Raw genomic sequence first — 16,634 nt, forward strand, 5'->3', positions numbered from 1 at the left:
ACCCGCCGGCTGTCGGGCTCAGCCCGCGTCCACCGCCAGGGCACCCAGCGCACTCGCCTTGATCTTCTCCTTGGCCCGCTCGCACGCGCCACCGCAATCCAGGCGCGAAGCCTCCAGCTGCGGCGGCAGGTGCTCGGCCAGGAAGTCGATGAACACGCGCACCGCCGGCAGCAGGCCGCGGCGGGAGGCAAAGACGGCGTGGCAGATACCCTGCGGCAGCGACCAGTCCGGCAGCACCACTTCCAGTTCGCCGTTGCGCACGGCGTCGGCGCAGACGGTTTCCGGCAGCATGGTGATGCCGAACCCGTCCTTGACCATGCTCTGCAGCAGCGGGAAATCGAAACCCGCCACGCGCGGCTGCAGGTCCACGCGGCGTACCGCGCCTTCCGGGCCGTGCAGCTCCCAGCGCTGACGGGCTTCGTCTTCGCTGATGCTCAGGGTGACGTGGTTGGTCAGCTCGTCCGGGTCTTTCGGGCGGCCGGCGCGATCCAGGTACTTGGGGCTGGCCACCAGCAGTTCCTGCACCTGGCCAAAGCTGCGCATCACCAGGCTGCCATCGTCATCCAGGCGCGAGCGCACGCGCAGGGCGACGTCGTAGCCTTCGTTGATGATGTCCACGCGGCGGTTGCTGATATTCAGCTGCAGCCGCACCTTGGGGTACTGCGCCAGGAAGATCGGCAGCAGCTTGGGCAGCTGCATTTGCGCGAGCGAGACCGGCACGCTGGCGCGCACCAGACCGCGCGGCTCGGCGCTGAGGCGATCCACCACCTCTCGCGCGGCTTGAGCCTCGGCGAGCATGGTCTGCGCGTGGCGATGCACGCTGGTGCCGACGTCGGTCACCGCGAAGCGGCGCGTGGAGCGCTGCAGCAGGCGGACGCCCAAGTCGGTTTCCAGCTGGCTGATACGGCGGCTCAGGCGGGATTTGGGGATGCCCAGCGCGCGTTCTGCTGCGGCGAAGCCACCATGATCCACCACCATGGCGAAGTAGTAGAGGTCGTTGAGGTCTTGCATACCGAAGTTCCAGATATAGAACAATACGTGGTATTCAACCACCTTTATTCCAAACAGGCAACAACCTAACCTGATCTCCGTCGGCGGCGCCTTGCCCCGCCCCTCCCCAGATAACAGGTGATTGCCATGAAGCTTCTTCACATCGACGCCAGCGTGCTTGGCGACAACTCGGTTTCCCGCCAGCTCTCCGCCGCCGTGGTCCAGCAGTGGCGCGATCAGGTGCCGGGTCTGGAAGTGAGCTACCGCGACCTCGATGCCCAGCCGGTCCCGCACCTGCGCAGCTCGTCCCTGGCCCGGTCCGATCCGGCCGAAGTGGCTGACGCCGAGCAGGTGCTGGAGCAGTTCCTGGCCGCCGACGTGGTGGTCATCGGCTCCCCAATGTACAACTTCAGCGTCGCCTCCACCCTCAAGGCGTGGATCGACCGCCTGGCCGTGGCTGGGCGCACCTTCAAGTACACCGAGAATGGCCCGGTGGGCCTGGCCGGCGGCAAGCGCGTGATCGTGGCCAGCAGCCGCGGCGGCCTGCACACCGGCGCCCCGACCGACTTCCAGGACCCCTACCTGCGCCAGGTCTTCGCCTTCTTCGGCATCGACAACGTCGAGTTCGTGCGGGCCGAGGGCATCGCCTATTCGCCTCAGCACCGCACCGATGCGATTGCCCAGGCCCTGGCCGCGCTGCCGCAGCCGGAAGAACTCGCCGCAGCCTGAGCCGCGCAGGACCCACACCGTTCCCTCCCCCTCGTCGTGACGGTGTGGGTGTGGCAGAGATGGCCCCTCCAGGGGCCATCTTTTTTGGACGCGGCTCGGCCTTACTGCAGTTCGCAGTCGCGCGTCATCGGTGATCCCAGGATCATGCCGTTGCCCGTGCAGGCCGCGAGCACAGTGTCGCCTTTGCCGAGCGCGCCGGCCTCTTCCCTGGAGAGGCCGGAGATCATCACCTGGTCGACGCTTCCGGCCTTCAGCTGCACCTGCGGCTTATCCATCAGATCCGTCTGGATGCTGGCAACTTCGCCGGTGATCAGCAGCCGCTTGCCTTTGTAGAGGACGTCGGCGGCGACCTCATTGGCCTCGTAGTCCCGATGGAGCTGGCGCGCGCTGATTTCGACAGGCACGACAGGCACGACAGGCGCGATGGTGATGTCCTGCTGGCGGCCCTTGCCCGCATTGGCCTGGGCATCGAGGGCCGGCTGACCGATCGCGCTGACGGTACCGGCGAACACCACGACGCCCACGAGGTAGACCAGCGGGGAGGCGACGAGGGACAGCAGGAGCTGGGCGATGCCTTTGCCGGCGCCGCCCTTGGCCATCGCCACGACAGCCAGGATGAAGGCCACCAGATTGAGCGGCCAGCCGAGGATGAGCCCGAGCCCCGGAAACGGGATCAGGAAGCACAGCCAGGCGATGCCCAGCATCAGCCATGCGGCGATGCCGGCGGGATTGGTGGATGGGAGGGGTGCAGCCGCTGTAGTCACCGTGCGTCCTGTGGAAGTAGATGTCAGTGCCCAGCCTGTCCGCTGTGTGCCGCAGGAAATGGGCATCGATCACACCACCACGTGCGGGCCGTATGGGTCGCCTACCGGATGCTCATCCGCGAAGCCCCGTGCCTGCCGTCTCTGCGGCCTTCCACGCCGAGTGCCGCCCACTCGGCTATCAACCTCTCCCACATTTCATCACGGCGTTTTCTGAGCTGCCTCTCTTCCTCATTGGAAGCCGCATCGCTGACGCAATCAACGCTGCCCCGTCGCGGCGATGGCCGCTAAGCTGGGGGCTCTTTACACATGGCTGATTCCGCATGGATTACCGCGTCATCCAGACCCACCGCAGCGAGTTCCCCCACCCGATCACCCTGCAGCCCGGCGATCCGCTGCAGGTCGGCGAGCGCTACCAGGGGCCCGAAGGCTGGGACAACTGGTATCTGTGCCAGACGCCGGGCCAGGCCGCCGGCTGGGTACCGGCGCAGGTGATCGGCCGCAACGCGCAGGGCGATGCGATGGCGGCCGAGGCTTACTGCGCGCGCGAACTGGACGTGGATGTGGGTCAACACGTGCGCGGTGAGCGCGAGCTCAACAGCTGGGTCTGGTGCGAGCTGGTTGGCGGCACCACGTCCGGCTGGGTGCCGCTTGGCGTGTTGGCGCCGATGACGGACGGGTAGAGCCACCCCATGGGTGGCAGCAGGTGATGCATGACCGGTACGGAAGCCACCCATGGGGTGGCTACCGAAGCACCAACAAAAAACCCGCCTTCCGGCGGGTTTTTTACACGCGTCACAGCACCGGATCAGCCGATGACATCCAGCCCGCCCATGTAGGGCTTGAGCACGTCCGGCACGGTGATGCTGCCGTCGGCGTTCTGGTAGTTCTCCATCACCGCGATCATCGCGCGGCCGACCGCCACGCCCGAACCGTTGAGCGTGTGCAGCAGTTCGGGCTTGCTGGTTTCCGGGTTGCGCCAGCGGGCCTGCATGCGGCGCGCCTGGAAATCACCACAGTTGGAGCACGAAGAGATTTCGCGGTAGGTGTCCTGCGAGGGCAGCCACACTTCCAGGTCGTAGGTCTTGATGGCGGCAAAGCCCATGTCGCCGGTGCACAGCAGCACCTTGCGGTAAGGCAGGCCCAGCTTTTCCAGCACGACTTCGGCACAGCGGGTCATGCGCTGGTGCTCTTCATCGCTCTGCGCCGGGGTACAGGCGGCGACCAGTTCCACCTTCTCGAACTGGTGCTGGCGGATCATGCCGCGCACGTCGCGGCCGCCGCTGCCGGCTTCGGCGCGGAAGCACAGCGAATGGGCGGTCATGCGCAGCGGCAGCTGCTCGGCGTCGATGATTTCATCGCGCACGATGTTGGTCAGCGGCACTTCCGAGGTCGGGATCAGATAGCGGGTGGACTCGCCCACGGCAGTCTTGAACAGGTCGTCCTCGAACTTCGGCAGCTGGCTGGTCCCACGCAGCGACTCGGCATTGACCAGGGTCGGGACGTTGGTCTCTTCATAGCCGTGCTCACCGGTATGCAGGTCGAGCATGAACTGCGCCAGGGCGCGGTGCAGGCGCGCGATCGGGCCACGCAGCACGGTGAAGCGCGAGCCGGACAACTTGGCCGCGGTCTCGCCATCCAGCCAGCGGTTGCGGGCGCCCAGCTCGACATGATCAAGCACCGGGAAATCGAACGCGCGCGGGGTACCCCAGCGCTTCTGCTCGACATTCTCCGATTCATCCTTGCCCGCCGGCACATCCTCGGCCGGCAGGTTCGGGATGCCCAGCGCGATCGCTTCGATCTTCTCGCGCAGCACATCCAGGGCCAGTTCCGAGGCTTTCAGTTCATCGGCGAACGCGGCCACCTCGGCCATGATCGCCGAGACGTCTTCGCCCTTGGCCTTGGCCTGGCCGATGGCCTTGGAACGGCTGTTGCGCAGGCTCTGCAGCTCCTGGGTACGCACCTGGATCCGCTTGCGATCGGCTTCCAGCGACTCCAGCCCGGAGACATCCAGCTCGAAACCGCGCGAGGAGCGCAGGCGTTCGGCAAGGTCGGCGGGCTGTTGGCGGAGCAGGGCTGGATCGAGCATGGCGGCAGAGGGGTCTACGGATTCGGAGGGGGATTATCGCCTGTTATGCGTTTTTCTGCCGCCGGTTCATCCCGGGCGTGGCAGAATCGCGGTGATCCATACGGTATGCCCCATGTCTGCTTCCCGCTCGACTTCTGGCAAGAACATCACTTTCCAGCTGCCCCGCCGCAGCCTCAAGATCGCCGCGATCGCCTTCGGTGCGGGCGTGCTGCTGTTCCTGGTGGTGTGGCTGAGCAGCCGCAAGGACGGCTTCTACAAGGCCGACCCCGCCGCGCAGACCCCTGCCCAGGTGGCCGAGGTCGAGCCCCTGCCCGAGCCGCTGGCCGCTGCGGCCGGCTCCAGCGACATGCCCGACGCCAAGGCGCCGCCGGCCAATGAAGAAAAGCCGCAGCTGGTGGAGACCGCCCCGCCGCCGCCGCCGGCTGCGCCCGCTGCACCGGCCGCGCCTGCTGCGCCTGTGGCGATGGCACCGAGCGACCGCCCGCAGCCGATTGCCGACCAGTCGCCGCCGCCCAGCTACCCGCCAGCCGCACTGCGCCGGGGGGATCGCGGCACGGTCGTGGTCCGCGTGGATGTGGATGCCACCGGCTATCCCTCGGCCGTGACCTTGATTCAGCGCAGCGGTTCACGCGACCTTGATCGTGCCGCGTCCGATGCAGTGCGCCGCTGGCGCTTCCAGCCGGCGCAGAGCAATGGTGTGCCGGTGCCTGGCAGCCTGGAAGTACCGTTCGACTTCACTCCGCAGTGACTCATCACCGCATCACGCGGTGATTTTGCAACGGCTCAGCAAACTGAACCTTGATGGCAATGCAGTCGCCGCGTTGACGGTGCGCTGACACATCCGCAACCGGGTACGCGCAAGACTGCGGGTGTCACATCGACACCAGGAGTCAGCCATGAGTGTTACCCATGCCCCGGACATGCCCCGCTCGCCGCAGCATCAGCGCGACGTGATCGATGAGCCCCACAATCGCCGTACGTCACCCTGGTTGTGGGTGGCGTTGATCGTGGCGATGTTCGCCGCTGCGCTGGTGTGGCTGCGTTATGCCACCCCGGGCGATACCAACGACGCGCCGGTCGGCCAGCGCATGTTGCCCGCCACCGAGACCGCGCCGGTAGCGACGACGCCGGCCCCGGCGGCGCGCCAAGCGTCTCCGGCTACCGAGCAGCGCAAGGCGACCCCGGCCGTGCGCAATCGTGAGGCGCGCCCGCTGGCGAGCAATGCCAAGCCGGCCTACCCGCGTACGGCGCTGCGCAGCGGCGTGCAGGGCAGCGTGGTCGCGAGCCTCAACGTGGATACCCGCGGCCAGGTGACCGATGCCAACATCGTGCAGCGCAGCGGTACGCGTGATCGCGATCTGGACCGTGCGGTGCTGACCACCGTGCGCGACTGGAAGTTCGAGCCGGCCATGCATAACGGCCGCGCCGTCGCCAGCGTGGTTCGCGTGCCGGTGGATTTCCGTACTGAGCGTTAAGCAGCTGCGCTGAGGCGGGAACGAAAAGGGAGGCCAGTGGCCTCCCTTTTTTTTGTTCCGTGAAGTACCGCGACGACGCCAGGTCAAGGCAGTGCCGGGCGCTGCTCGGCAACCACGCATACCGGGCATCTGGACGCAGCAGCGGCAGAACCCGGCATTATCTCAGCCGGCGCGAAGCCCGAAACCTGCGCCGGTCGCCAGACCATCGAAATCCGGGAACGAGGTCGCTACGTTGGCGATGTCATTGACCCGCACCTCGCCCGTGCTGAGCTGGCCGGCAATGGCGAAGGCCATCGCGATGCGGTGATCGCCATGGCTTTCGATGGTGCCGCTGCCCAGCGCCGCGCCGCCATGGATCGTCGCGCCGTCCTCGGTCTCGTCCACCTGCACGCCCAGCGTGCGCAGGCCGGTCGCCATCGCGGCCAGGCGGTCCGATTCCTTGACCCGCAGCTCGGCCGCGCCACGCACCACGGTGTTGCTCTGCGCGGCGGCCGCGGCGACGAACAACGCCGGGAACTCATCGATCATGTCCGGCACCAGCGCTTCGGGAATCTCGGCGCCGTGCAGGGGCGCGTAACGCACCACCAGATCGGCCACCGCTTCCCCACCCTGCTCGGCATGGTTCTCTTCGGTGATGTCCGCGCCCATCAGGCGCAGCGCGGCCAGCAGACCGGTGCGGCGCGGGTTGAGGCCGACCGCGCGCAGGCGCAGTTCGGACCCCGGGATGACGCTGGCGGCCACGAGGAAGAACGCCGCCGAGGAGAAATCGGCCGGCACCACGATATCGGTCGGGCGCAGGCGCTGGCCACCGCGCAGGCGGGCCTTGCCGGGCGAGAACTCGATATCCACGCCGAACGCGCGCAGCATGCGCTCGCTGTAGTCGCGGGTCGGGTGCGGCTCGATGACCGAGGTTTCGCCCTCGGCATACAGCCCGGCCAGCAGCACGGCGGATTTGACCTGCGCACTGGCGACCGGCGAGGCGAACGCGATGCCGCGCAGCGTCTGCCCGCCCTGTACGCGCAGTGGCGGCGTGCCATCGGCCTCGGTCTCGATCTTCGCGCCCATCTCGCCCAGCGGGCCGGTCACGCGGCGCATCGGGCGGCGCGACAGCGATTCATCGCCGACCATCACCGAATCGAACGGCTGCGCGGCCAGCAGCCCGGCCAGCAGGCGCATGCCGGTGCCGGCGTTGCCGCAGTCCAACGGGGCGCTCGGCGCCTTCAGGCCATCCACGCCCACGCCATGCACGATGCGCTGCGACGGCGACGGGGTGTCGATGCGCACGCCCATCTGCGAAAAGATCGCGGCGGTGGCGCGGGTGTCTTCGCCTTCCAGGAAGCCATCGATGCGCGACACGCCATCGGCCAGCGCGGCAAACATCACCGAACGGTGCGAGACGGACTTGTCGCCGGGAATGGTCAGGCTGCCCTGCAGGGGCTGGCCCTTGTGGGCGATCCAGTACGGAGATGCAGTCATCGGAAATCCTATGGGGCGGGGCCGCCGCAGCGGCGATGCAACGGTGTGCGGAAGGGCCGCAGTGCCCATGCGGGCACCGGGCCGGGCGTAGCGCGCAGCGCGGCCACGCCGTTCGGATCAGGGCACGGCGACCGGATAGGAGCCGAGGATCTTGATCTGCGCCGAGTGGGCTTTCAGTTCGGCCAGGGCCGCCTGCATCGCCTCGTCGTCGACATGGCCGGCCAGATCGATGAAGAAGCCGTACTCCCACTTGGCGTTGTGCGAGGGGCGCGACTCGATCCGGTTCATGCTGATGCCATGCCGCGCGAACGGGCTGAGCACGTCGAACAGTGCACCGGGCTTGTCGTGGATAAACACCAGCACCGAGGTGCGGTCGTGGCCGGAGGTGGGGAAGATGTTGCGGCCGATGACCAGGAAGCGCGTGGTGTTGTCCGCATCGTTCTGGATCGGCTTGGTCACCACCTTCTTCAGGCCGTACACATGCCCGGCACTCTCGCCGCCGATCGCCGCGGCGTCATCGGCATTGCGGGCGCGGCGCGCGCCTTCGGCGTTGCTGGAGACCGGAATCTTCTCGGCCTTGGGCAGGTTGGCGCGCAGCCACGAGGAGGTCTGCATGAACGACTGCGGGTGGCCATACACGCGCTCGACATCCTCCAGCCGACCACTGCGCGACATCAGGTACTGCTGCACGCGCAGCTCCACTTCGCCACAGATCTTCAGGTTGGAGGTCAGGAACATGTCCAGGGTGATCTGGATGGTGCCCTGCCCCGAGTTCTCCACCGGCACCACGCCGAAATCGGCGTTGCCCGCTTCCACTTCCTGGAAGACTTCCTCGATGCTGGCCAGCGGCAGGCCCAGCGCCGAGCGCCCGAAGTGCTTGAGCACGGCTTGCTGGCTGAAGGTGCCTTCCGGACCGAGGTAGCCGATCTTCAGCGGCTCCTGCTGGGCCAGGCAGGCCGACATGATTTCGCGGTAAACGTGGACCAGCACTTCATCGCTGAGCGGGCCCTCATTGCGGTCCACCACCATGCGCAGCACCTGCGCTTCGCGCTCGGGGCGGTAGTAATCCACGGCGGCAGCGAGCTTGCCCTTGGCCTTGCCGACCTGGTGGGCGAAGTTGGCGCGCTCGGCGATCAGCGCCTGGATGCTGCGGTCGATATGGTCGATCTTGGCGCGCACGTCCGAGAGCACGGGCGCGGCAACGGCCGGCGCGGCATCGCGCTTGGCGGCCTTGGCCTTCTTCGCGGGGGCAGCCGCCTTGGGCGGGGTCGGCGCTGGCTTGGCAGCCTTGGGCTTGGCGGGTTTGGTGGCCATCTGGGTTCCAATTGCGGTGGGGCGGCGAGCGCCCCGGGAAAAACGAATGCGTCAGCCGTTGCGCTGCTGGAAATCGCGCATGAAGGCGGCCAGCGCCTGCGCGCCCTCCACCGGCATGGCGTTGTACAGCGAGGCGCGGATGCCGCCGACCGCCTTGTGGCCCTTCAGCGCCAGCAGGCCGGCCGCTTTGGATTCACTGACGAAACGCGCGTTGAGCGTGTCATCCGGCAGGAAGAACGGGATGTTCATGCGCGAGCGTGCGGCCGGGACGACTTCATTGCGGTAGAAGCCGCCGGACTGGTCGATCGCCCCGTAGATCAGGCCCGACTTGACCGCGTTGCGGCGGGCGAATTCTTCCACGCCGCCTTCGGCCAGCATCCACTGGAACACCAGCCCGGCCAGGTACCAGTTCCAGGTCGGCGGGGTGTTGAGCATGGAATCGCGCGCGACGTGCGAGCGGTAATCGAAGATGTCCGCGCGCGGCTGGCCGCTGCGCTCGAGCAGGTCGCGGCGCACGATCACCACCGAGACGCCGACCGGGCCGAGGTTCTTCTGCGCGCCGGCATAGATCAGGCCGTACTTGCTGACATCCAGCGGCTCGCTGGCGATCGAGGAGCTGAAATCGGCGAACAGCGGCACGTCACCCACGTCCGGGGTGTCACGGAACTCGACGCCGTGGATGGTTTCGTTGGCGGTGATGTGCACGTAGGCCGCGTCATCGGAGAGCTGCCAGCTGGCGCGCGCCGGGATGTCGTGGAAGCCATTGGCTTCGCTGCTCGCGGCGACGTTGACCGTGACGTAAGGGCTGACCTGCTTGATCGCGGTCTTGCCCCAGTGCCCGGTGAGCACGTAATCCACGGTCTGGCCGGGCTGGGCGAAGTTGAGTGCGAGCAGGGCCTGCTGGGTGGTCGCGCCACCGGCTAGGAACAGCACCGCGTAGTCGTCCGGGATGCCGATAAGGCGACGCAGATCGGCCTCGGCCTGGGCGGCGACGGCCATGAACTCCGGGCCGCGGTGGCTCATTTCGACAATGGAGGCGCCCGCGCCGTTCCACTCCAACATCTCTTCCTGCGCCTGGCGCAGGACCGATTCCGGCAACGTTGCAGGGCCGGCACTGAAATTGAACGCGCGCGTCATGTCACACCTATGGGGCAAGACCCCTAGTATGCCGCAGCGCACCAGCCTTTAGGCCTTGCAGGACAAGGCGAATTTGGTTGCAAACGAATCTAATGGCCCACGCCAGGTATGCCTGGTTGCCGGCCAGCGGCCGGCACTACCTCGCCCCGAACCAGAGCAGGCCGCTGATCGCTGCCGCGAGCAGCAGCGCACTGACCAGCAGCCACGGCCAGCGGCTCACCCGCTTGGGCACGGCCACCGGTTCCGGGCGCTGGCGCGCTTCGAAGCCGTCGTCTTCTTCCTCGACCACGATGCGCTTGCGGCCGTCATGCGGCACCTCGAGCACGAAGCGGTGCTGGGCATCGAAGACCAGCTGGTCACCGGGCTGCAGCCAGCAGTGGCGAACGGTGACGCCATTGACCCGGGTCGACTCACCGGCGCCCAGGTCGCGCAGCAACAGGCGCTCGCCGTGCTGCTCAAGGCGGGCGTGCTGCTCGGCGAAGGCCGGGTCGTCGATGACGATGTCCGCCTCCGGCCCGCGCCCGATCACGCGCGGGCGATCCAGGGTGAAGCTGCGCCCGTGGTGCTGGCCGCCGACGCCACGCAACAGACGCTGGTCATCGCCACCGTCATCGCTGCGCGGCGGTGCGTGCGCAACGGCCTCGCAGTCGCCCTGCACCACCATCTCCACGCCATCGGCGTAGACGGCGTCGCCCGCGCGCAGCAGCGCCATCCGCCGCACCGGGCGGCCGTTGACGTGGATGCCGCGGATGCCGCTGGCGACCTGCAGCCACAAGCCGCGGTCGTCCAGGCAGAACTGGGCCAGCAACAAGGTGCCGGGTGTGTCATCGCCAAGCCGGACAGTGCCCGAAGCATGACGCACGATGCGCTGCACCCCGGGCCGCAGCGGCTGGTCAGGGTGTTGGCGTTGAGTAAAGTGGACTAGCAGGTTCTGCACGCGGCGCAGCCTAGCAGGTTGAATGTCAGGGAAGAAGAAGTGTGACGCAGACCTTGGAGTTGTGCCTGAGGATGCGCACAATGCACGCCCGAATCCGCGCCGTTGTCCGCCAGGAGACTGTATGTCCACCATCGATATCCGTCACGCCCACTCCCTGCCCGCCGAAAACGCGCGCAAGGCCATCGAAGAAGTCGCCGCCAAACTGTCCGAGCGTTTCGGCCTGCAGTCCAGCTGGGTGGGCGACGTGCTGAACTTCAGCGGCTCCGGCGTGGATGGCGCGATCGCGCTGCAGCCCGGCCAGGTGCAGGTCACCGCCAAGCTCGGCTTCCTGCTCTCGGCCATGAAAAGCATGGTGGAAAGCGAGATCCAGCGCGTGCTGCAGGAAAAGCTCGGCTGAACCGACACCCGGCCCGGCGCTGCACAGGCGCCGGCCATCACATCGCTTGAAGCCGGCGATGCATACGATCCAAGGGTGTCCACCCACAGGGATCGCCCCATGAATTCACCCAACGACTTCGACGATCGCATCCCCGGCGAGAAGCCCTCGCTGCAGGATCAGGCCGAGCGCTTCTCGCGCAAGCTGACCGATTCGGCCCAGCAGATCTGGCTGGCGGGGCTTGGCGCCTTCGGGCGCGCACAGGCCGAAGGCAGCCGGGTCTTCGACAACCTGGTCAAGGAAGGCGAGAACATCGAGGCCCGCAACCGTGAGCAGGCCGGCGATACGCCGCGCTGGCGCGACAATGTCGAGGAACACCTCGGCGAGGCCCGTGAAAAGGCCAGCGGCACCTGGGACAAGGTCGAGAAGGCCTTCGATGACCGGGTCCAGGGCGTGCTCAAGCGCCTGCACATCCCGACCGCCGAGGACGTGGCCGCCCTCAATGCCCGGATCGACGCCCTCACTACCCGGGTCAACCGCGCCGAGGCCCGCAATGCCTCCCCGTCGGCCGATCCGTCGCCGGGGACGCACCAGTCGCCGACCTCCGACGCCTGACTGAACTGATCCGACCTCGTTTGTTGCAAAGCAGCACGACTTTGTTGACAATCGAAATCGACCCGCCAATCGCTTCCACCGCCGTTTGTTCCCTCCCCTCACGGCTTTGGATTGGCGGGTTTTTTGTGGGCGCTCGATCGGCCGCACCACCACAAAGTGAGACGGCCGTCACCGACGTGATCGCCGGATGCCCATGCGTGCGACAACGACGCGCCGCTGACGTGCAAAGGCGCATATAAACTGTCTATCGCACTTCCCTGTTCATATCCCCCTGCATGCTCTCCTGGATTCTGGCCCTGCTGTTGGCCCTCATCGCCTGGTTCCTGGCCACGGCCTACTTCTGGCTGATCAAACGGAAGCGCAAGGAGACCCAGCTTGGCCTCAATGCCCTGGCCGGCATGCACTGGCGGGAATTTTCGCTGATCGTCCGGCGTGCGATGCACGAGCAGCGTGGCCTGCAGGACGTGCCCGATGAGGCCGTGGACAGCCGCCAACCCCGCAGCGATTTCCTCATGCACGACGGTCCGCAGCGCTGGCTGCTCTCCTGCAAGCACGGGCGCGCTTACCGGATCGGCACGGCGGCGGTGAATGAGCTGGGCGCCGCCGCGCGCCTGGCCGGTGCCCGCGGCGGGATCCTGATCACCGAAGGCAAGGTCGAGCGCGATGGCCGCATCGCCGCTGAAAAGCAGAATGTCGAGGTTCTGGACGGCCCGCTGCTGTGGCCGCTGCTGCAGCCGTATCTGCCCGGCGACATGGAGTCCCGCGTACAGGCCGGTGCGCGTCGCGAGGCGATCCGCCGGATTTCGATCGCGGCGCTGGGCGCGGCGACACTGGGCTTGATGGTCGGGCTGGGCTCGCTGACCGCGGGACTGGAAAGACAATGGGCCGACGACGAATCCGCAACGACCGCGCCTGCCGCCATGACGCCCGCCACAGCGGTCCCGGCGCCGGCCGATACCGCCCCCACCGCCCCCACCGCCGCACCGGCACCACCCGCGGCAGCGCACGAGGGTCGTCCAGGACCGGCGACCGATGCTCCCGCGGCTGCGATGGACGCCAACCCCGACAACGCCACGCTGGACCGCTATCAGCACGAACTGTCACGCAACGTGGCCACCCGCCCCGGCGTGGCCAGCGGCATCTGGCTGACGCGGCAGACGCTGGCGATCAACCGCACCGGCGAGATTGATGCAATCTGGCCGCTGATCTGCGAGGAAGTGACCCGCTACCCGGCGCTGCGCACCGTGCGCATCCAGCTCAACCCGCGCCCCGGCGTGGATGAGCCGGTCCGCTGGCGGCAATGCACCACGCTGTAACGGTCAGCGCGCGCCCGGCGAAAACCGGGCGACCAGGTCGTAGGCATCGCCCAGGAACATCTGCCGCACGCAGGTGATCGGCTGCTCGCCGCGCCAGGTGAGGCGGTCGATGACCAGGCATGCCGTGCCGGGTTTGACCTGCAGCAGCGTGGCGGCCGCGTCATCGGCGCCCCACGCGCTGATCCGGTGCTGGGCGCGCGTCCACGACACGTTCTGCAGCAGCCAGCTGCCTGGCGCCGTCGTCTCGAAATCCACCTCCAGCACCTCCGGCACGCCGACCGGACTGATCAGGCGATGCTCCAGTGCCAGCGGCCGGCCATCGGCCAGGTGCAGGCAGCGGATCGCCAGCAGTTTTTCGCCGCCGGCCAGGGCGGTTTCCTCCGCGACCTGCTCGCGCGGGCGGCGGTAGGCGCGCTCCAGCAGCTGGTAGCCATACACATGCCCGCGCGCTTCCACCGCCATCGCGATATCGGGGATCTCCAGCGCCACCTGTTCCAGGTGCGGCGGCTGCCGGGCGACGAACGAGCCCGCACGGCGGCGGCGCTCGATCATGCCGCTCTCGGCCAGCGCGGTCAGCACCTTGTTCACGGTCATCCGCGAGCAGCCGTACTGCTCCATCAGCTCGTGTTCGTAGGGGATGCGGAAGCCAGGCTCCCACTGTCCACTGAGGATGCGGCTTTCCAGATCGGCGCGGATGCGCTGATTGAGGGTTGCTGCTTTCTTGCCCGTCACTCTGGATTCCTGCATGGGAGGGTCGGATCAGACCCTCAACAACGGTCGAAGTGCCGCGGCGAACCGTGCGGCCACCGCCTCGCGTTGCGGGTGGCGACCGTCACGAACCAACTGGCGCCCTTGGCGCCATACCGATCGCACGGCGCCATTACGTGCGGCGAACACCCAGCTGTCAAGCAAGGCATCGCCGTCGCGGGCGATCAGCGCCGGGTGATCGGGATCGAGCTCGACCAGGTCGGCAGGTGCGCCGACCTGCAGCCCGCTGGCCACGCCCAGCGCCTGCGCAGCACCGTTCAACGACTGTTCGTACAGCCAGCGGCCGGTGGACTGGCCATCGCCCGGGGCCAGCACGTTGCGCCCACGCAGGTGCAGGCGCTGGCCGTACTCGAGCAGGCGCAGTTCTTCGGCGGCGTCGATCAGGACGTTGGAGTCGGAACCGACACCGAACCGGCCACCGGCGCGCGCGAACGCCTGCATCGGGAACAGGCCGTCGCCCAGGTTCGCCTCGGTGATCGGGCACAGCCCGGCCACCGCGTGGCTGGCCACGATCTGCTGCAGCTCCGCCCCGGTGATGTGGGTGGCGTGCACCAGGCACCAGCGTGCGTCCACCGGCGCGTGTTCGTACAGCCATTGCACGGGGCGCATCCCGCTCCAGGCCACGCAGGCATCGACCTCGCGGGTCTGTTCGGCGATGTGGATGTGGACCGGGCCGGTGTTGAGGGGCAGCAACGCCGACAATTCCTCGCCGGTCACCGCGCGCAGGCTGTGCGGGGCGAAACCGAGCACCGCATCGTCCTGGCCCTGCAGCGCGCGCGTGCAGCCCTTCAGCAGCTCGGCAAAACCATCCACATCGTGGATCAGCCGGCGCTGGGCCGGGTTCGGCGCGGCGCCACCGAAATCGGCATGTGCGTAGAACACCGGCAGCAGGGTCAGGCCGATCCCGCTGGACCGGGCGGCAGCGGCGATGCGCTCGGCCATTTCGGCACGGTTGGCGTAAGGCGCACCGTCCGGCCCGTGATGCAGATAGTGGAACTCGCCAACCCGGGTGAACCCGGATTCCAGCATCTCCACATAGGCCTGCTCGGCGATCGCCTGCATGGCCTCGGGCTGCAGATGCGCCAGGAAACGGTACATCAGCTCGCGCCAGCTCCAGAAGCTGTCCCCGCTGTTGCCACCGATCTCGGTCAGCCCGGCCATGCCGCGCTGGAAGGCGTGGCTGTGCAGGTTGCCCAGGCCCGGCAGGGCGATGGCCAACGCGGTATCACCCGCCTCGGCCGGCACCCCCGGGGTCACCTCGACCAGCATGCCGCCCTGGCTGGCGATGCGCACATCGCGCGCCCAGCCCTGTGGCAGCAGCGCGTGGGTGGCGTGGAAACGGAGGATCGGTGCGGGGTTGGCTGGCATCACTGGACATCCCGGAAGAGGCGCCTATATTGTATAGACATATACACCGATGTGGTTGCTGCCATGCACTGTGACACCCTCTGGTACCACGCCAACCTGATCACCGTCGATGGCCCGGGGCTGGGCGTGATCGAGGATGGCGTCATCGCCGCGACCGATGGGCGCATCGTGCATGTCGGCGCGGCCGGCTCGGCCGATCATCTGCAGCCGGCCCAGCGCATCGACGGTGGCGGGCGCTGGATCAGCCCCGGCCTGATCGACTGCCACACCCACCTGGTCTATGCCGGCAACCGCGCCGGTGAGTTCGAGCAGCGCCTGCAGGGCGTGAGCTATGCCGACATCGCCCGTGCCGGCGGCGGCATCGTCTCCACCGTGCGCGCCACCCGCGCCGCCAGCGAAGCCGACCTGCTCGCCGCCAGCCTGCCCCGCCTGGACGCCATGCTGGCCGAAGGCATCACCACGCTGGAGATCAAATCCGGGTACGGGCTGACCCTGGCCGACGAGACCAAACAGCTGCAGGTCGCGCGCGAACTGGGCCGCCAGCGCGCGGTCGAGATCGTGCCGACCTTCCTCGGCGCGCATGCGATCCCGCCGGGCCGCGAGGCACAGGAGTACATCGACGAGGTCTGCAACGTCATGATTCCGGCCGTTGCCGCCGCTGGGCTGGCCGAAGCGGTGGACGTGTTCTGCGAGAACATCGCCTTCAGCGCTGCGCAGGCCGAACAGGTGTTCGTCGCCGCGCGGCAGCACGGGCTGGCGATCAAGATCCACGCCGAGCAGCTGAGCAACCAGCATGGTGCCGCCCTGGCGGCGCGTCACGGTGCGCTGTCGGCCGACCATATCGAACACCTTGATGCCGACGGGATCGCCGCGATGCGCCACGCCGGCACCGTGGCGGTACTGCTGCCGTGCGCGTTCTACTTCACCCGCGATACCACCCTGCCCCCGATCGCCGAACTGCGCGCGGCGGGCGTGCCGCTGGCACTGGCCACCGATTCCAACCCCGGCACCTCGCCGCTGACCAGCCCGCTGCTGGCGATGAACATGGCCGCCACCCTGTTCCGCATGACCGTGGCGGAGTGCATCGCCGGCTTCACCCGTGAAGCGGCGCGCGCCCTTGGCCGGCAGGACCGGATCGGCCGGCTCGCCGTCGGCCTGGACTGCAATCTGGCCGTGTGGGACATCGAGGCGCCTGCCGACCTCGTCTACCGCATGGGCTTCAACCCCCTGCACGCCCGCGTGATGCGCGGCCAACCCGTCTGAACCTAGTGATGTCTGGAGAT

The 16,634-nt window shown here is 67.9% G+C and carries 17 protein-coding genes; 8 read left to right on the forward strand and 9 right to left on the reverse strand.

Features of this window, described 5'->3' with window-relative positions:
• Positions 1-18: 18 nt before the first annotated feature.
• Entirely contained in the window at positions 19-1,011 is a 993-nt protein-coding gene (locus C0R07_RS00220; RefSeq protein ID WP_019184298.1) for a LysR substrate-binding domain-containing protein, read from the reverse strand.
• A 126-nt stretch (positions 1,012-1,137) separates the two neighbouring features.
• Here C0R07_RS00220 and C0R07_RS00225 point away from each other — a divergent pair, with 126 nt between their 5' ends.
• Positions 1,138-1,719 carry an FMN-dependent NADH-azoreductase gene (locus C0R07_RS00225; protein ID WP_102787959.1) on the forward strand — a complete coding sequence of 194 codons (582 nt, stop codon included), beginning with the start codon at positions 1,138-1,140 and terminating at the stop codon, positions 1,717-1,719.
• A 101-nt stretch (positions 1,720-1,820) separates the two neighbouring features.
• Here the strand turns inward: C0R07_RS00225 and C0R07_RS00230 are convergent, their stop codons facing one another.
• Entirely contained in the window at positions 1,821-2,423 is a 603-nt protein-coding gene (locus tag C0R07_RS00230) for an OB-fold protein (RefSeq protein ID WP_167390305.1), read from the reverse strand.
• 380 nt (positions 2,424-2,803) lie between these two features.
• Between C0R07_RS00230 and C0R07_RS00235 the strand changes: the two genes are divergently transcribed.
• On the forward strand, positions 2,804-3,163 hold the full coding sequence (locus C0R07_RS00235; protein ID WP_070470452.1) for an SH3 domain-containing protein: 360 nt from the start codon (positions 2,804-2,806) through the stop codon (positions 3,161-3,163).
• 125 nt (positions 3,164-3,288) lie between these two features.
• On the opposite strand, the gene serS is transcribed toward C0R07_RS00235, so the two are convergent.
• Positions 3,289-4,569 carry a serine--tRNA ligase gene (serS, locus tag C0R07_RS00240; protein WP_046273366.1) on the reverse strand — a complete coding sequence of 427 codons (1,281 nt, stop codon included), beginning with the start codon at positions 4,567-4,569 and terminating at the stop codon, positions 3,289-3,291.
• A gap of 112 nt (positions 4,570-4,681) precedes the next feature.
• Here serS and C0R07_RS00245 point away from each other — a divergent pair, with 112 nt between their 5' ends.
• Together C0R07_RS00245 and C0R07_RS00250 are read left to right on the forward strand one after the other, a co-directional pair.
• A complete protein-coding gene (locus tag C0R07_RS00245; protein WP_019184303.1) occupies positions 4,682-5,317 on the forward strand; it encodes an energy transducer TonB in 636 nt (211 codons plus the stop codon).
• A gap of 148 nt (positions 5,318-5,465) precedes the next feature.
• On the forward strand, positions 5,466-6,044 hold the full coding sequence (locus C0R07_RS00250) for an energy transducer TonB (RefSeq protein ID WP_102787961.1): 579 nt from the start codon (positions 5,466-5,468) through the stop codon (positions 6,042-6,044).
• A gap of 162 nt (positions 6,045-6,206) precedes the next feature.
• Here the strand turns inward: C0R07_RS00250 and aroA are convergent, their stop codons facing one another.
• From aroA to C0R07_RS00270, 4 genes are all read right to left on the reverse strand, one after another.
• A complete protein-coding gene (gene aroA, locus C0R07_RS00255) occupies positions 6,207-7,520 on the reverse strand; it encodes a 3-phosphoshikimate 1-carboxyvinyltransferase (protein ID WP_102787962.1) in 1,314 nt (437 codons plus the stop codon).
• A gap of 117 nt (positions 7,521-7,637) precedes the next feature.
• Positions 7,638-8,834: a prephenate dehydratase gene (gene pheA / locus C0R07_RS00260; protein ID WP_102787963.1), complete on the reverse strand. Its 1,197-nt coding sequence runs from the start codon at positions 8,832-8,834 to the stop codon at positions 7,638-7,640.
• Positions 8,835-8,885: 51 nt separating this feature from the next.
• A complete protein-coding gene (gene serC / locus C0R07_RS00265) occupies positions 8,886-9,971 on the reverse strand; it encodes a 3-phosphoserine/phosphohydroxythreonine transaminase (RefSeq protein WP_102787964.1) in 1,086 nt (361 codons plus the stop codon).
• Positions 9,972-10,107: 136 nt separating this feature from the next.
• Complete coding sequence (locus C0R07_RS00270; protein WP_070425432.1) at positions 10,108-10,908, reverse strand: FHA domain-containing protein; 801 nt, start codon at positions 10,906-10,908, stop codon at positions 10,108-10,110.
• A gap of 121 nt (positions 10,909-11,029) precedes the next feature.
• Here C0R07_RS00270 and C0R07_RS00275 point away from each other — a divergent pair, with 121 nt between their 5' ends.
• The 3 genes from C0R07_RS00275 (at position 11,030) to C0R07_RS00285 (ending at position 13,215) form a co-directional block, all read left to right on the forward strand.
• A complete protein-coding gene (locus C0R07_RS00275) occupies positions 11,030-11,305 on the forward strand; it encodes a polyhydroxyalkanoic acid system family protein (protein WP_019184309.1) in 276 nt (91 codons plus the stop codon).
• Between the two features lie 99 nt (positions 11,306-11,404).
• Positions 11,405-11,899, forward strand: a complete 495-nt coding sequence (locus C0R07_RS00280; RefSeq protein WP_070425433.1) for a phasin family protein — start codon at positions 11,405-11,407, stop codon at positions 11,897-11,899.
• A gap of 275 nt (positions 11,900-12,174) precedes the next feature.
• Complete coding sequence (locus C0R07_RS00285; RefSeq protein WP_102787965.1) at positions 12,175-13,215, forward strand: restriction endonuclease; 1,041 nt, start codon at positions 12,175-12,177, stop codon at positions 13,213-13,215.
• Between the two features lie 3 nt (positions 13,216-13,218).
• On the opposite strand, the gene hutC is transcribed toward C0R07_RS00285, so the two are convergent.
• Positions 13,219-13,947: a histidine utilization repressor gene (gene hutC, locus C0R07_RS00290; protein WP_019184312.1), complete on the reverse strand. Its 729-nt coding sequence runs from the start codon at positions 13,945-13,947 to the stop codon at positions 13,219-13,221.
• Positions 13,948-13,974: 27 nt separating this feature from the next.
• Positions 13,975-15,351, reverse strand: a complete 1,377-nt coding sequence (locus C0R07_RS00295; RefSeq protein ID WP_102787966.1) for a formimidoylglutamate deiminase — start codon at positions 15,349-15,351, stop codon at positions 13,975-13,977.
• A 63-nt stretch (positions 15,352-15,414) separates the two neighbouring features.
• Here C0R07_RS00295 and hutI point away from each other — a divergent pair, with 63 nt between their 5' ends.
• Positions 15,415-16,614 carry an imidazolonepropionase gene (gene hutI / locus C0R07_RS00300; protein WP_102787967.1) on the forward strand — a complete coding sequence of 400 codons (1,200 nt, stop codon included), beginning with the start codon at positions 15,415-15,417 and terminating at the stop codon, positions 16,612-16,614.
• The last annotated feature ends 20 nt before the right edge of the window (positions 16,615-16,634 follow it).

This window comes from Stenotrophomonas bentonitica, assembly GCF_002887735.1.
Taxonomy (GTDB): Bacteria; Pseudomonadota; Gammaproteobacteria; order Xanthomonadales; family Xanthomonadaceae; genus Stenotrophomonas; species Stenotrophomonas bentonitica_A.